Origin of the sequence: Bacillus sp. SA1-12 (assembly GCF_000981385.1) — a bacterium.
Taxonomy (GTDB): domain Bacteria; phylum Bacillota; class Bacilli; order Bacillales; family Bacillaceae; genus Metabacillus.
Genome location: NZ_LATZ01000016.1, coordinates 62594 through 78031, shown reverse-complemented (window position 1 = coordinate 78031; position 15438 = coordinate 62594). Strand labels below are relative to the sequence as shown.

The 15438-nt window shown below is 38.0% G+C and carries 15 protein-coding genes and 3 pseudogenes; all 18 read right to left on the bottom strand.

All coding sequences use genetic code 11. The features are described from left to right. Positions 1-37: 37 nt before the first annotated feature. Positions 38-266: pseudogene (locus WQ54_RS34675) on the bottom strand (DsrE/DsrF/DrsH-like family protein). 77 nt (positions 267-343) lie between these two features. Next, a complete protein-coding gene (locus WQ54_RS11550) occupies positions 344-925 on the bottom strand; it encodes a sulfurtransferase TusA family protein (RefSeq protein WP_046516554.1) in 582 nt (193 codons plus the stop codon). A gap of 52 nt (positions 926-977) precedes the next feature. Beyond that, a pseudogene (locus WQ54_RS11545) lies at positions 978-1275 on the bottom strand (rhodanese-like domain-containing protein). A 19-nt stretch (positions 1276-1294) separates the two neighbouring features. Further along, positions 1295-1387: a rhodanese-like domain-containing protein gene (locus WQ54_RS35440; protein ID WP_331435104.1), complete on the bottom strand. Its 93-nt coding sequence runs from the start codon at positions 1385-1387 to the stop codon at positions 1295-1297. 44 nt (positions 1388-1431) lie between these two features. After that, positions 1432-1659, bottom strand: coding sequence for a rhodanese-like domain-containing protein (locus WQ54_RS35435; protein ID WP_331435103.1), 228 nt, complete (start codon positions 1657-1659; stop codon positions 1432-1434). Positions 1660-1694: 35 nt separating this feature from the next. After that, the gene (locus WQ54_RS11535; RefSeq protein ID WP_046516551.1) at positions 1695-2174 is read right to left on the bottom strand and encodes a DsrE/DsrF/DrsH-like family protein; all 480 of its coding nucleotides are present in this window, start codon (positions 2172-2174) and stop codon (positions 1695-1697) included. Between the two features lie 62 nt (positions 2175-2236). Next, a pseudogene (locus WQ54_RS34670) lies at positions 2237-2448 on the bottom strand (sulfurtransferase TusA family protein). 83 nt (positions 2449-2531) lie between these two features. Next, entirely contained in the window at positions 2532-2792 is a 261-nt protein-coding gene (locus WQ54_RS11530) for a metal-sensitive transcriptional regulator (RefSeq protein ID WP_046516549.1), read from the bottom strand. A 646-nt stretch (positions 2793-3438) separates the two neighbouring features. Beyond that, complete coding sequence (locus tag WQ54_RS11525; protein WP_046516544.1) at positions 3439-4683, bottom strand: alpha-L-fucosidase; 1245 nt, start codon at positions 4681-4683, stop codon at positions 3439-3441. Positions 4684-4880: 197 nt separating this feature from the next. Beyond that, positions 4881-5510 carry a class I SAM-dependent methyltransferase gene (locus WQ54_RS11520; protein ID WP_046516541.1) on the bottom strand — a complete coding sequence of 210 codons (630 nt, stop codon included), beginning with the start codon at positions 5508-5510 and terminating at the stop codon, positions 4881-4883. 205 nt (positions 5511-5715) lie between these two features. Beyond that, entirely contained in the window at positions 5716-7929 is a 2214-nt protein-coding gene (locus WQ54_RS11515; RefSeq protein ID WP_046516538.1) for a dihydroxy-acid dehydratase, read from the bottom strand. A 116-nt stretch (positions 7930-8045) separates the two neighbouring features. Continuing rightward, positions 8046-8996, bottom strand: coding sequence for a U32 family peptidase (locus WQ54_RS11510; RefSeq protein ID WP_046516535.1), 951 nt, complete (start codon positions 8994-8996; stop codon positions 8046-8048). Next, positions 8993-9907 carry a dihydrodipicolinate synthase family protein gene (locus WQ54_RS11505; protein ID WP_231597509.1) on the bottom strand — a complete coding sequence of 305 codons (915 nt, stop codon included), beginning with the start codon at positions 9905-9907 and terminating at the stop codon, positions 8993-8995. The genes WQ54_RS11510 and WQ54_RS11505 overlap by 4 nt, the downstream gene beginning before the upstream one ends. Before the next feature lie 20 nt (positions 9908-9927). Next, positions 9928-11394, bottom strand: coding sequence for an alpha-ketoglutaric semialdehyde dehydrogenase GucD (gucD, locus tag WQ54_RS11500; RefSeq protein WP_046516529.1), 1467 nt, complete (start codon positions 11392-11394; stop codon positions 9928-9930). Between the two features lie 71 nt (positions 11395-11465). Continuing rightward, positions 11466-12251 (bottom strand): IclR family transcriptional regulator, encoded by a 786-nt coding sequence (locus tag WQ54_RS11495; RefSeq protein WP_331435102.1) that lies wholly within the window; start codon positions 12249-12251, stop codon positions 11466-11468. 835 nt (positions 12252-13086) lie between these two features. Continuing rightward, complete coding sequence (locus WQ54_RS33550; RefSeq protein WP_156177889.1) at positions 13087-13230, bottom strand: hypothetical protein; 144 nt, start codon at positions 13228-13230, stop codon at positions 13087-13089. A 29-nt stretch (positions 13231-13259) separates the two neighbouring features. Then, on the bottom strand, positions 13260-13670 hold the full coding sequence (locus WQ54_RS11485) for a hypothetical protein (protein ID WP_046516522.1): 411 nt from the start codon (positions 13668-13670) through the stop codon (positions 13260-13262). A 180-nt stretch (positions 13671-13850) separates the two neighbouring features. Next, entirely contained in the window at positions 13851-15386 is a 1536-nt protein-coding gene (garD, locus tag WQ54_RS11480) for a galactarate dehydratase (protein WP_046516519.1), read from the bottom strand. Positions 15387-15438: the final 52 nt, after the last annotated feature.

Below are 15438 nucleotides of genomic sequence, written 5' to 3'. Positions count from 1 at the left end.
CCCTACGGTATAATTTTAATTAAAAAAATATAATGTTTTAAAAAGTTAAAGTTACATCTGCATCCTTTGCAGAATCTAAAAATGTAACTGCGCCACCAAATTAAATTCCGTCACAAAGTCTTCTATTTCTAATCCCATTATATCCAGTGTCATTTGACAACGATAAATTTCACATCAACTTCTTGTGCCATTGTAACTAATTCCGGAATAGAAGAAAGTGAAGAAAAAGCCACTTCTTAATCAGTTGCTGTTGTTGCCTTTGCCATATTAAATACCTTGTATGCATCAAATAATTCACCATTACTTACAATTATCGCTACTTTTTATTCATTGTTTAGTCCTGCTAGTTTTTATCATTTATTCTTGTTGTTTTGCCATTCCATTGACTCATGCCAGGTACAACATTAATGATATTAGCAAATCCATTTTCAGTTAATTTCTGTGCGGCAAGATCGCTACGGTTACCTGTTCGACAAACTACATAGATTTCATCTTGTTTGTTTAATTCATTTAATCTGTTTTCCAATTCGCCTAATGGTATGGAGATAGCATTAGGAATATGATTAAAAACATATTCTGCTGATTCTCTTACATCGATAACCACGATGGTTTCATTTGTTTCTAGCTTTTTCTCTAGAACTTCGTTACTTATAACATTTAGGTGTTTCTTTTCAGTGGCTTCGTCATTTGAAGATTTGCGAAGATAATGTTTCATCACTGCTCCTTCTTCGATTGTTCCTAAATATTGATGTCCTGAACTTCCAGCCCATGCTTCCATGTCTGTTTTGGACCCTTTATCTGTCGCTTGAACTTCTAATACTTGCCCTGCCTCCATGTTATTCATTGCTTTCTTTGTTTTAACAATCGGCATTGGACATGCTAAACCTTTTGCATCTAAAATCGTGTTTACTTTGAAGCTTTCCATTTTTAAACCTCCTGTTTTTATACCCATACGGGTATTGATTTTACTAAAAAATTTATACAACTTTACCTTCCCAAGCAACCATTCCACCAGCCATGTTGATTACTTTAAATCCATAGCTTTCAAGGAGTTGCGTGGCACGACCACTTCTTCCTCCAGAACGGCAAACCATTATATACTCTTTTGTTTTATCTAAATCATGTATACGGAACTCAACTGATTCTAATGGAATATTAACTGCACCAAAAATTTTGCCAGCTGCTACTTCATCCACTTCGCGTACATCAATAATATTTAATGTTTTTTCCTTCGTTTAATAAAGTTTCTACTACTTTTGCAGTCATTTGTTTCATTTTATAGTCCTCCCAAATTTTAAGTTGACCAGGCACTCATGCCACCTTTGACATTTGTTACTTTAGAAAATCCTAGTTTTTTTAGGACCTTACTAGCCTGTTGGCTTCTCATTCCACTTTGACAAATCACAATTACTTCTTTGTCCTTTGAAAGTTCTATCTCTGCTTTTTTTCGAAATTTTGTAATGGGATATTTTTAAATCCTTTAATATGGTTCCTTCTAAACTCTCCAGGTGTACGGACATCAACAAATTGTTTATTTTTGTCATTTAATTCTGCTTTTAAATCTGTAGTGGAAATATTGTTAACACCTTTGGTTGGTAAGATCCGTTTGAACATTAAGAAAAGAAACAATACAATGAAAAGATAATTTACATAATCCATTTGCAACTCCCCCTTGGTAGTAAAGCCCTAACCTTTTAGATAAACAAATTAACATTACCTTCCTCTGCATCTGCTAAATAAGCGGCAACTCCGGCATATTCAATGTTGTCTAATAGCTCTTCTTCCTTAAGACCTAACAGATCCATGGTCATGGTGCATGCTACTAGTTTTACGTCTTGATCTTGTGCCATTTCAATTAATTGTGGTAAAGTCATAGCGTTATGCTTTTTCATAGTTTCTTTTATCATTTTGGGACCAAATCCAGCAAAGTTCATTTTTGAAAGTCCCATTTTATCAGCACCTCTAGGCATCATTTTGCCAAACATTCTTTCCATAAACCCTTTTTTCACCGGAACATTTTCATTTTTGCGTAAAGCATTTAATCCCCAAAACGTGTGAAAAATGGTTACTTCATGATCATAAGCAGCTGCACCATTTGCGATAATATAAGCAGCCATTGCTTTATCATAATCGCCACTAAATAAGACAATTGTTGTTTTCTTCTTTTCTGTCATGTTGTGCCTCCTAGAAGTTAATTTACAATATACCTGTATGGGTATTTAAAAATAAAAAAAAATTATCCTTTTTTAATCCAAAAATTTAATACATCGTTTTCCTCTTCATGTTTCAAAAGTACATGTCCGACTGATTTCATTCTTATCACCTAAATCGGTTGTATGAATTTCTGAAACTTGATCAGATTCAAGTTCATTCATCGCCTTCTTTGATTTAACAATGGGCATTCGACAAGCTTAAACCATTTGCATCTAACACTTTATTTATTTTCATTGTTTTTTTCCTCATCATCACATATACCATTACCCCTATGGGTATTATATTAATCAAAAATAAAAGAGGGTGTCAACCCTTTTTTATCGACTTCTCACCAGTAGGTTTACTGCTTCCTTTACTAATTCTTCTGTCTTTTCACCATTTTTTTCAGCCTCCCGAACACACTCGACTAAATTCGAGCTAACAATTAATCCAATTGTTCGGTCAATGGCAGTTCTTGATGCTGATAATTGAGTAATAACTTCTTTGCAGTCCTTATTTTCTTCCATCATTTTTAAAATTCCTCTTAACTGTCCTTCAATTCGTTTTACTCTATTTTTCATTTGATCATTATAATCCACTGTTTTTCCTCCTTTAACAATTAATTTTATGTTTAACAAATGCCTTTTAAATATAAATTGTGACTATGAATGTTTGTTTATCCTATAACTCGAAAACCGTGTTTTCTCAAATAACTTGTCCAAAAATTTTTCTCAAGGTACTTGTAACAATTAGATGTAAAACTTTATTTAGAATAGCTTTTAAATTTCTTTTTAAATAGGAAATAGGACACCAATAATAGGTTCCTTGTAAGAGTCGTTATAGTCTCTTACATCAATCACAGTTATCCTATCAGATTCAAGGTCTTTCAACTGATCAATTAAACCTCCTTCAATGAAAAAATGTCATCGATCAGCTCTATAATATACCCCTAAGGGTATAAAGTCAACAATAAAATCTGATTGTCCTTTCGTTTAATGTTCATTCTTCAAAAACGATAAACTAGAAAATAATTAGAAGCTTTTTTGGTTATTACCACCAAGCCAGCAATACTATATTGTTTCTGTTCCTTTAGCTTTAAAACACCCACCAATAAGATAATAAGAAATAAAAAGGCCATGATTAATAAAAATCATAGCCTGAAATCTTGGTATTCGTTTACTCTTAAAATAAGACATTGTTTAGGTGTTACAAAAAAAATTGAGCTCAATTCAATGACGTATACAATCATCTATTTTTTGTTGTACAAATACCAGCAAATCTACGGATCCGTGGATTTGCTGCAGCCTCATGTACCTTTAACCTTAGTTGATCTGTTACAATCGGTTCAAATTGATCAATTTTTTTATGACCTATCGCACTGCCTTTTACTACCTTAACCCATTTGTCTCCTTGCTTAGCTTCGAGAACATATTCCCTTACCCGTTCACCAAAGGAAATATCCTCCATTAAGATGACATGATCAATCAACGATTCTACAGAAAGAGACAACAAAAACTCATTTCCTTCACCTGACGTTTCTGCAATAGAATTTGCAAACCGGCTTTTAATTTCCTTTCCAAATTCTTGCACTCTTTGGACATCAACTTCTGGAATAAGCCCTCGATTATCAGGTGCTACATTCAACAATAAATTCGTTCCATGGCCTACCGAATGATAATAAATATCCATTAATTCATCTAAGGAAAGGAGGCTCTGTTCATCGTTTGGATGCCAAAACCAGTGCCTTTTTCGGATCGGCACATCACATTCTGCTGGTACCCAGGCAGGTGTTCCAGGCATCCATGTCAACATGTCACTTGTGTACATGCTTACTTTTGCTGTTTCTGCCGTATTCCAGCATGGATAAGGGGCAACACCGTCTTCATTGCCAACCCAGCGTATTGTCGGTTCTCCCATATTAAAAATCATCGCATCAGGCTGGTGTTTTTTAACTAAGCCGATAATCCTCTTCCAATCATATTCCCTGCCTTCTGATCCAGCCCCGTCAAACCATACTTCTACCAAAGGACCATAATTCGTTAAAAGTTCAATTAATTGTCGACAATAAAAGTCATCATATGCTTCTTTATCCGAATAGCATGGCTCGTGGCGGTCCCATGGGGAAAGGTACAAACCAAACAACATTCCTTGTTCTTGGCAAGCTTCCGCTACTTCTCGAACAACGTCCCCCTTGCCGTTTTTCCAAGGGCTAGACTTTACAGAATACTCGGTTGTTGCGGTTGGCCATAGACAAAACCCATCATGATGTTTAGCCGTTAAAATAAAATACTTAAACCCAGCTTCTTTGGCGAGCTTCACCCACTGTCTTACATTTAATGAAGATGGGTTGAATGTTTCCGGTGAATCAGTACCCTCTCCCCATTCCTGATCGTGAAAGGTGTTCATTCCAAAGTGACAGAACATGCCCAGTTCAAGATCTTGCCATCTCATTTGCTGCTCAGTAGGTTTTGCTAAATTGGTTGCTTCCATCCTCTCACTCCCTATCATTCCACAAACATTTCGATCTGAATAATGGTATCCCATTGCTCTGGAGGTTGAGTTTAGCTTATATGAATAATCTCCTCGATCGAAATATCCGAATATATGTATTGCTGCAAATCAATTAGAAGCAGGAACCCTTTAATTAATGAAAGGGCTCTATTTTATTTATCGGTTTTGGCAGCCTGTTAATGCTCTGCCACTACGCAATAATATTCAATCGACTTGTCCCTAAAATATTGGATGCTACTATTCGAAAAACCTGCTTCATTTAGTAAATTTTCAACTTCCTCTGCATCGGGTGTATATAGAGAGAAATCATATTCAGAGGATGTTCTTTGCAACATGATGTCTTTGGAACGAAAGGTAATGGCTAATCTCCCCCCAGGCTTGAGCACTCGTTTTATTTCCTGTAGACCGTGAATTGGGTCCGACCAAAAATAAATGGTGTTTACGGTGAATATTTTATTAAACATCTTATCTTCAAAAGGAATTTTTTTAATATCTCCCTGTTCGATATGTACTCTCCCTTGCTCTATGGAATCCTTGTTCAGTTTGGTTGCAGTCTTTACCATCGCATCGGAAAAGTCCAGCCCGAACACATGAGTCCCCTTTACCTTTTCAATAATTTCTGCAATATACTTTCCATTTCCAAAGCCGATTTCCAAGACAAAATCACCTTCATCAATTCCAAGTAATTGGATCGTTTTTTCGTTCATTTGCGCATTCATTTTGTTCATCAATTTCCCCATTAACTTTCCGATAGCACCCTTTGGTCTTCGAGATTGACTAGCCAGATACTTTTTAAGGAATCTCATATTCATTTCCTCCAACTTGTTTATTCCAGCCCCCAATTTTGACCTTTCATACTAATTTTTATTATAAGTAATAAATGATTTTGCATTAAAGAACAAAAAACCCCTTAATTTTAAAAATTAAAGGGTTTTGGCAAATTAAAATCAACAGCAAACTAATAAACTAGAATTTTTATTTCATTTAATCTAGTAAAAATAGCCACGCCAACTATGATTCTATTTGTTCCTTTTGCTTCGCTTTTTCATAGGATAATACGTCATTTTTATAGTCCAGCACCGCCTCTTCGGCAACAACAATAGGAACAACTCCATTTGCAGCATCGGTATGGCCGATCAAACGGTTACTTGCTGCAACATAACGCTGGCGTTGACGTAAAGCTGCTAATCTTTCTTTCGCTAAATCTTCTCTTTCTTCGATAATATGGTTAAATTTAAATTCCAGCTTCCCAGCTTTAAAAGCATCCTCATCGATAAATTGAATTTCACGTCCGCGTAAATTTAAATACACTATATCACCGGTTTGGAGATATAAAATTCCCCCTCCATTTTTTGCTTCTGGTGTCATATGGCCAATGGCTGCACCGTAGGATACACCTGAATATCTGCCGTCACTAATTAGTGCAGCCAGCCTTTGCAATTTTCTGTTTGCATTAATATGCTGCATCGGGGTAAACATTTCAGGCATTCCAAATGCTTCTGGCCCTTGACCTGAAACAATTACAGCGATTTTCAATATCCCTTTTTCCACCATCTTATCGAATAGAGTCTCGTAGTCATATCCTTTCAGTTCATTATACTGGTCTATTGCATTTACTTTTAGAAGCCCTAACATATTCTCATGACAGAAGGCTCTGCTCTCCCTTAATTTTGGCAATAATTGAACGTCTAACAATCCTTGATTAGCCTCATCTTCATTTTGATAATAAAGGACAAATGCCGCTTTTTTATCGAATTGGTCCAATTGCGGTGTTGCCATTCCGCTTATTTTAACGATAGCGCTTTCAAAGAAATTGCCTGTTAAAACATCTACCCCGCTGAAAGGCCTTCTTGGTTTTGATAAGATGACTGGATTCTCTTTCACATTGGATGCTGATAGATTATCCGTATAAACTAAACGTTCACGCCAGCTTGTTCCTGTTACAGTCGGAGCATCTACATCCATCGGCACGCCATTTTCCATTAATTCATAGAATAGCGTTTCCATTCCTCTGCTATCCCCGCTGCAGCATTGAGTGGCCAATGAGAAGATATCTCTTCCTTCTGTTAAACTATAATTAAATAAATCAGGAATCGGGTGTAAATGATGGATTTCATCTAAATCCCACAAACTAAATTTAAAGCAGCCATACAGCATAGCCCCAACAATATGCATCATCAGATTAGTAGATCCGCCGGAAGCGCTGTGGATTCGAATGGCATTACGAATATTGGACGCCATGATATTAGAAGCACTAAAGACAGGATCGTTAATCATCGTCGCTAAACTATCAATTGCTTCATTTACTTGCAATTGGTTCGGAGCACTAGTTAATAGCTCTAGGATAGGATGAACTAACCCAAAACCTGCAACGATGTGTCTTGAGCTGTTTCCTGTACCGTTAAAGGCGCAAACCCCGCCGCTTCCATCACATGTTGCAACAGCCAAACGCCTTTCATACTCTTTATGGATTCCTTCTGTAATAAAGCCGCGCTCTTGCGCTCTTTTTAAAACACCTTGAAACGCTGTATTTGATGAACATTGTAATATGTACTCCATAGCATCTCTTAAATCATCTGCGATATCAGTGTCACCCTGTTGTTCAGCTTTAACCGCTAACTGGCTTAATTCTGTATAAAGGTCTTCAGGAATCGTCCCACCCTGCAATACATGTGCTGGTGCAAAGGTTGCAAAAACAGGTGCCTCTCCTCGCTCCTGACGAAGTCGATCCAAATGAACCATCGCACTTACAACACCAAGCGGCTGCTTATCACAGCCTTGAATAATAAAGGCGCCATGATAACTATGAGCTTCCATCTGATTCACAATCATTTGAGCTACAGCATTTCTGCTTTGCAAAGAATAGCTCATCCCCATGTTATTTTGGGCTGTTCCATCACATAAGACCGGTGTAGAAAAATAGAATGGCACCCCGCCATTTTGCCAGATTCGAATTGCCGCATGAGCCGATGTATTAAAATCCATAATATGGGCCGGGTGGTCTGGAGAACCGCCAATAATCGCAATACGCGGCGCATTTTCTTCTAAACGATTATAGATTTCTTCCAATGTCCAATCCGGTGTTGAGCCTATATAGTCTAAACCAAGAATTTGCTTGGAACGGTCCAATAATCCAGCTACTGTAATTGGTTCGTTCGCTTTCCCTTGTACATTGTCTTTATAAGAATTAATTGCGTTTTCAATTTTCGGAAATTGAATAGACATTTTTATCCCCTTTCAAGCGGTAGTGAAGATTAAAACTTGACAAAAAAGCACCTGTAACTCAAGTTGAATAAAATTTGATATGCAGCTAAATAAATGACATTTTAGGAGTATTTATGCTATTTTGCTAGAGTTGAGCTGCTAATTCTCGGAACTCCCAGTCCCTCAGCACCCAATTTTGATGTTTTAGCATCAGGATAATAACGTTCAATCATTTGAACACCTAAGGAGGCACGGTGCACACGCTCTTTTACAAGTGAGATATTTGTCGCTTCCCACTGTTTTCCAGATGGATAAACATCCGGGTGGTTACGTAATCCGAATTTAATATAAACCGGTGCTAATACTCGAATCATTTCAGGAATTTCATAGTATCGCAGGAAGCCTCCAAAATTATCCGGAACCTCTACATATAAATCAATCGGTATATCAATCGCCTGACGAATCGCTGCTAGCTTTGGCAAAGTAAGTGCTGTCGGCACATTGTATGTATCAGCACCTAAGTCCTGCATTAGCTTAATTGAAACAGGATTAGCTGAACCCATCTGCACAGAGACTTTTACAACAAAGTCTTCTGGAAGCTGACCTTTCTTTTTCATTTCTTTCGTCAACATTAAAAGTCCCTCATCAGCTACTAAAGCTCCCCTTAATCCCAATCTCGCCCCTCTTTTTAAATCTTCCATTGCATAGACAAGCTGATCAGCTCCTTCATGGCGCAAACCTTGAGTTTTACCGGCACTTGTCAAAGGGCCGGCACTAATATCCCAAGTCCCCCGCGGACCGACAAATAAGCTTAGTTCCATACCACGCTCTGCAGTCAATTCACACATCTCTTTAATCTCTTCATCTGTTAGAAGCATTATCCCGCTTCCTTGAGAAATCCGATGGATGGTTAATCCGTATCGATCAATTTCCTTTAAGGTTTCTCTTAAGGCAGCCGGGCCCTCCGTACTAGGAAGTTCAATACGATATTGAGCACCATCTGGAAACGTTTTTGTTGATGTAGGAAGCTCTGTTAAATCTGTTGATGGATAACCTAGTTTTTCTAATAATTCACGTGATTCTTTCATAATCTAAATCCCTCTTCCTTTTTAATTATTTTTAGAAGTGATGAGACTCTCCCTGCAAGATCTGCCGGATAGATATCACATGGTGCTCGGTGCCCTGCCTTTTCTGTTAACCACCTTTGATGGACCGCTTCTTTCATTGGCGTGAAAAATGTCGGACAAATCGTGTAAATCTCCATTAACTTTGAGAGAATTTTATGATTCTTTTCAGCTTCTACTAGATTGCCATTTTTATATTCTTCATATAAAGCAACAGAAATTTCCGGAGCAAAAACAGAGCTGCCGTTTATACTTCCTGCTGATCCAATCATTAATGCCGGTAATAAATGTTCGTCAAAGGCTGAGAAGACCAGAAAGTCTTCACGGACTTTGCTTAACTCTGTCATCATTTCTCGAATGTGGCCAAAATCATGAATCGTTTCTTTTATGCCGCAAATATTCGTGTGATTTGATGCCAGCCTCTTCACTAAATCAACTGAAAGCGACTGTCCGGTTAACGATGGAATGTTATACAACAAAACCGGCAGCTCTGTATTTTCAGCAACAATAGAGAAAAATTGATAAAGTTGTTCGTCAGAAAGCTTCCAATAATATGGATTGACGACAAGTAGACCATCGGCTCCCTGCTCTCTGGCATGGCTGCTTAACTCGAGTACCTCATTTAATGAAGTATGCCCAATTCCTACTAAAACCGGAACGCGCTTGTTAATGAACTTGATCATTTCCTCAACATACAGTTTTCGCTCTTTGCTTGTTAATGAAGAAAATTCCCCTGAACTGCCCATCAGCAATATTCCATGGACATAGTGATTGAGCAGTTCATTTAAATATTTACGGTTAATATCTAAATCAAGATTTCCAGATTCATCAAATAAGGTAACGACAGGAGGAATGATTCCGTGAAATTTCATCATCTTCTCTTCCTTTCTATCTACTATCCTTTTATAAACACTGTTTTGATTGAAGTATAAAATTCTTGTGCAGCTTCCCCTTGTTCTCTTGAACCAGTGCTTGAACTTTTCATTCCTCCGAAAGGAGCCTGAAGTTCTACCCCGGCACTTTCAGCGTTGATACGAACAAGACCTGCCTCAATTTCATCAATAAATTCAAGCAAGGACCCAATATTTGTTGTAAAGATGGATGCACTTAGTCCGAATTTAGTATTGTTGGCGATTTCAATTGCTTCCTCTAAATCATTTGCTTTCATTAATCCAATAACAGGTCCAAAAATCTCTTCTTGAGCAATTGTCATATCTGGTGTAACCTTGTCAAAAATAGCTGGTGTAAGATAAAAGCCTTTATCAAATTCTTCGCCTGTTAAGACCTTTCCTCCGCTTACAAGCACAGCGCCTTCTTCCCTCCCAATTTCAATATACTTCTTTACCGTATTGAACTGGCTTTCACTTGCGCAAGGACCCATCCAAATTCCTTCTTTTAATCCATTGCCTACCTTAATTTTTTCCGTTTCTTGAATGAGCTTTTCTTTAAACGCTTCATAAACCTCCTGTTCAACAATGACACGGCTTGAAGCGGTACATTTTTGTCCAGCCGAACGGAAACCGCCGCTGATAACAGCCTCTGCTGCAGCATCTAAATCCGCATCCTTTGTTACGATGACAGGATTCTTCCCCCCCATTTCTAACTGATATTTAATGCCGCGTGCTGAGGCAGATTTTGCAACACCCTGACCTACCGTTTCAGATCCAGTAAACGTAATACCATTTAATAACGGATGATCAATTAAACCTTGACCGATAACAAAACCAGAACCCGTAATAAAATTCAGTACGCCTTCTGGTAAACCAGCCTGGGCAAAGCATTCGATAACTTTTGCGGCTGTGACTGCAGCTTCAGTAGCTGGTTTAAAAACAACGGTATTTCCGTAAACTAGAGCCGGTGCTATCTTCCATATAGGAATCGCTACAGGGAAATTCCAAGGAGTAATGACCCCTACTGCGCCAAGAGGTGTCCGCTTCGTAAACATAAGCGCATCTTTATCTGAGGATGGTATCACATCTCCATTTTTTCTCATGCCTTCCCCCGCATAATAACGAAGAATGGCAACACCGCGTGCGGTTTCACCCTTTGCTTCTGGTAACGTTTTACCCATTTCTTTTGTCATCGTTTTTGCAATATCTTCGAGATTTTCCTCAAGAATATTTGCTGCTTTATATAAATATTGACCTCTTTGTGCCTGGCCTAGCTTTCTCCATGCTTTTTTAGCTTGATGTGCAGCACGAACTGCTTTTTCTAAATCGTCCTTCGTTGAATTTTGTATGTATCCTACGATTTCTTCCTTATTCATTGGACTGATACTTTTCACTGTTTCCTGAGATGATGAGTCGATCCATTCATTATTAATGAAATTTTTAAACGTCATTTCTTTTGATAATGTTTGCATGACTGATAAACTCCTCCTCTATGAATGCGCTTTATTTTTTGTATAGAATAAACGCAGCTAATTGCTGCATGTTATTCCATATTTTGTTTTAATTCTCCAGTAAAGCCGGCAAGTTGAGACAATCGATCTGCAAGTTTTATTATTTCATCCCTTGCTGCCTCTTTTTTGAACTCCCAGCTGCTAGTCGTCATTGAAAAACTTACACCAGCGATAACTTTATATTCAAAATTATAAACAGGTGCGGCTACACAATGAAAACCTAATGCTGCTTCTTGATTTTCAATGGCATATCCACTCTGTTTTGCCGTTTGAACTTTTTCATATAATTCATCAATGTTTGAAGTCGTGTACGGGGTTTTCCTCTCCCAATCTCCTTCTGAAAAAATATCTCTTAGCTCCTGTTTGGTATATTGAATTAATTGAATCTTACCAATAGAAGAAGCATATGCCGGAAATTGCATACCAGGATCAGTAATAAGCCGTACACCCGAATCCCCTTCCACCTTTCCTAAATAGACCACGTTTGTTTTTTGAAGAACACCTAATTGAATATGTTCATTTACCTTTGAAACAGATAAAGCAGCCTCTTTATAAAAGGACTGTAAAAGATTAAACTGACTTAGATATGATGAACTAAACGCGCCTATTGAAGGACCTAAAGAATACACATCTCCCCCATCCTTAACAATCCACCCTAAATATTCTAACGTTTTTAATAATGAAAACAGGGAACTTTTGTTGATATTCAATCTTTTAGATAAATCTATTAATCTGAGTTGATGTGGGTATTTACTAATTTCTTTTAGTACCATATCTGCTCTTTCTATAGCTGGGACCCAATATTTTTCCTTCATCATTTCAGCACCTCTGATGTTAGTTAAATCAGTTTTTGGTTTTCTATAATAAACCAGGTTTTATATCCAAAACTGATAATTTTATTTTATCTAAATAGTGAGAAATTTCCAATATATATTTTTAAATTTTTTTATATATTTAATTTTTTATAAAATCCATATCAAATGATAATAAAAAATGTGGAGTTTATCATCACTCCACAAATTGTCAGATTTATATATTTACCATGACTTTTAATAGGTTCATAGACTTAAATTTGTCTGTTTTTAAAAGAACCTTTTACATGTAATATTGTTTTTACGATATGAAGGTGCAATAGAATCCATCAAACCAGCAGAAAAATGACAATAACATTCCTAATATATAAACATTTTCATATTTAATAGTTGGTCACCTATCCAACCGCCAAAGATTGAAACAGCAATAATATGTTTCTTCAACTCCCTAAATCAGATTTTAGCCATAATTGTTCTGCTTCTTCACTCTCGGTAATAGCATGTTGTACGCTTTTTCAAAAAAGATTCCCGTATTTGTTAAAGTACATATATTCCGGTTCACTTACTATTTCAATATTTTGGTTTCCCTCCGCTTCCTCAAGCAGGCATTCTGAAATGTACAGATGTTCAAGCTCCAGTGTGTTTTTAATCCTTATAATCTTCATATGGTTATAATCTACGTCAAAACAAGTTTTTATGGCAGCTCTTATAGAAAAACTATCGTTTTCCATAACCATAGGAATTTTTACACTCTGTGCCAACCTGTTCGTCAAGGGATTCGGATAGGTGGATTCAAATTGTATCTTATTAAAAAATCTCCTTGAACAGATGTCGGCATTAGTCATTCCATTTGCATTGCATGCGACTCTCTTGTAAGGTCCAGAACAGCTATTCTTTGTGCCAATGGATTGTGCTTGATGGAACCTGAGTAATTCCTTCTAATGATATTAGGATCCATCCCGCTCCCCGAGATATTCTTACCCATTGATAGCATCCGCTTCTGTATGTGATTTTTTATCTATAGACAGGAAGTCCATTCTTAGAAACCCCTATCTGAACAACCTCCATACTAGAAACAATAGGTGCACCTGTAGATTCTTCGGTTATACCAAGTTCGGCGAGCACTTCAGCCTGTCCTTTTGCTGTTGCTCCACCATGACTCCCCATGGTTGGTATGATAAAAGGGTGAGTTCCTCTTTCTTTGACAGCGATGACGATTTCTCTGACGATTCGCGGCATATTGGCAATCCCTCTGCTTCCAACAGCTATCGCAACCCTGTCATCATTCTTGATTCTTCCTATCATTCCCTCTTTGCTAAGTTCTTCCCTGGTCGCCTTAGCTATATCAGCAATCGTTACTCGTGGGAAATGCTGTCTGATTTTAACCATTCTTGGAATGGTTATACCGGTGAACATTTTCTCCATATTCATTCTCCTTTACGATTAGCTTATCTAGGAGCTCTATTTTCCTTGAAAAATTGATTATCCCGCTTGGCATGATGAAAATTAAAATAAATTTGGATGACATAACCGGTGAAATACCGGGACATGTCATCCAAATTTACTGTATAATGCGGGAGCAAATGATGTTTTTATTACATACGATCAAGTGATTGGAGCAGGATTAAATAAGCATAAATCGTTGTGTAATCCCCAATGTTCAGCCCATGTTTGCTTACGTCCGCTGGCGGTATCTAAGATGAAATGGAAGATTTCCCAGCCAACTTCTTCTATGGTTGCCTCACCTGTAGCAATTCGTCCTGCATTTACATCGATTAAGTCCTGCCATTGCTCAGTCAGTGAATTTCGTGTTGAGACTTTAATGACCGGAGCCATGGCCAGTCCATATGGAGTTCCTCTGCCCGTGGTAAAAACATGAACATTCATTCCGGAAGACAACTGCAACGTTCCACAGACAAAGTCACTAGCCGGTGTTGCTGCATAGATTAATCCTTTTTGTGTCGCTTTTTCGCCAGGAGATAACACCCCTGCAATTGGACTGGTTCCAGATTTTGCAATAGAACCGAGCGATTTTTCTACTACATTTGCAAGTCCGCCTTTTTTATTGCCAGGTGAAGGGTTAGCACTTCGATCAGCTTCACCAAGCTGCAAATAATGGTCATACCATTTCATCTCCCGAATTAACGCTTGACCGACCTCTTCATTAACTGCCCTTGGCGTTAATAAATGAACAGCATCTCGCACCTCGGTTACTTCTGAAAATAAAACTGTTGCCCCGGCTCTTACCAATAAATCTGCCGCATATCCCACTGCAGGATTAGCCGTTACACCAGAGAAAGCGTCACTGCCCCCACATTGTAAGCCCACTACTAAGCTGGATGCAGGACAAGTGACTCTTTGTCGGCGATTTAGCTTTATGAGTCGTTCCTCGGCCATTTCCAAAATAGATTGAATCATTTTACTGAATCCTTGCTGATCTTGTAAGAAGACAACGCTTTCAGTATTCCCGTCGGGAAGCAATTTCTCTGGAAGCAATTTCTCACAGCCTAAACCTACCACCATAATTTCTCCTCCGAAATTCGGGTGGATTGCGAGGTTTTGTACAGTACGAATGGGAATAACGGCTTCTGGAGCATTGATTGCAACTCCGCATCCGTAATGATGATTCAATGCTACTACATCATCCACATTGGGGTATTTAGGAAGCAATTCTTCTTTAATCCGTTTCACGGCGTATTCCAGAACACCTCTAACGCATTGAACACTTGTCGTAACCCCAAGAATATTTTTTGTTCCGACGCTTCCATCTTCATTACGGTATCCTTCAAACGTAAATCCTTCAAGTGATGGGAGTGGTTCTGGCACTTTCGTTGCAATTGGTAATTCGTCTAGCTTTGGAGGTGTCGGCAGCTTGACTAGTGATTCATCGATCCAACTCCCTTGTTGGATTGGACGAATGGCATACCCAATGACTTCTCCATAGCGAACAATGGCTTCATCTTGGTTAAAATCTCTTAAGGCCACTTTGTGACCTTGCGGAACGTATTCATGTAGCTCTAGTCCACATGGAAAGATGGTCCCTTTAGGCAATCCCCCAGAATTGACAATAATTGCCACATTATCGATTGTGTTTACTTTAATATAAAGCGGTGTTTCTGTTTGATTTACTCTCAAAGACATAGACCATTTCTCCTTTTTGTAAATAGGTATTTATAAATCCATTAGGACAGTA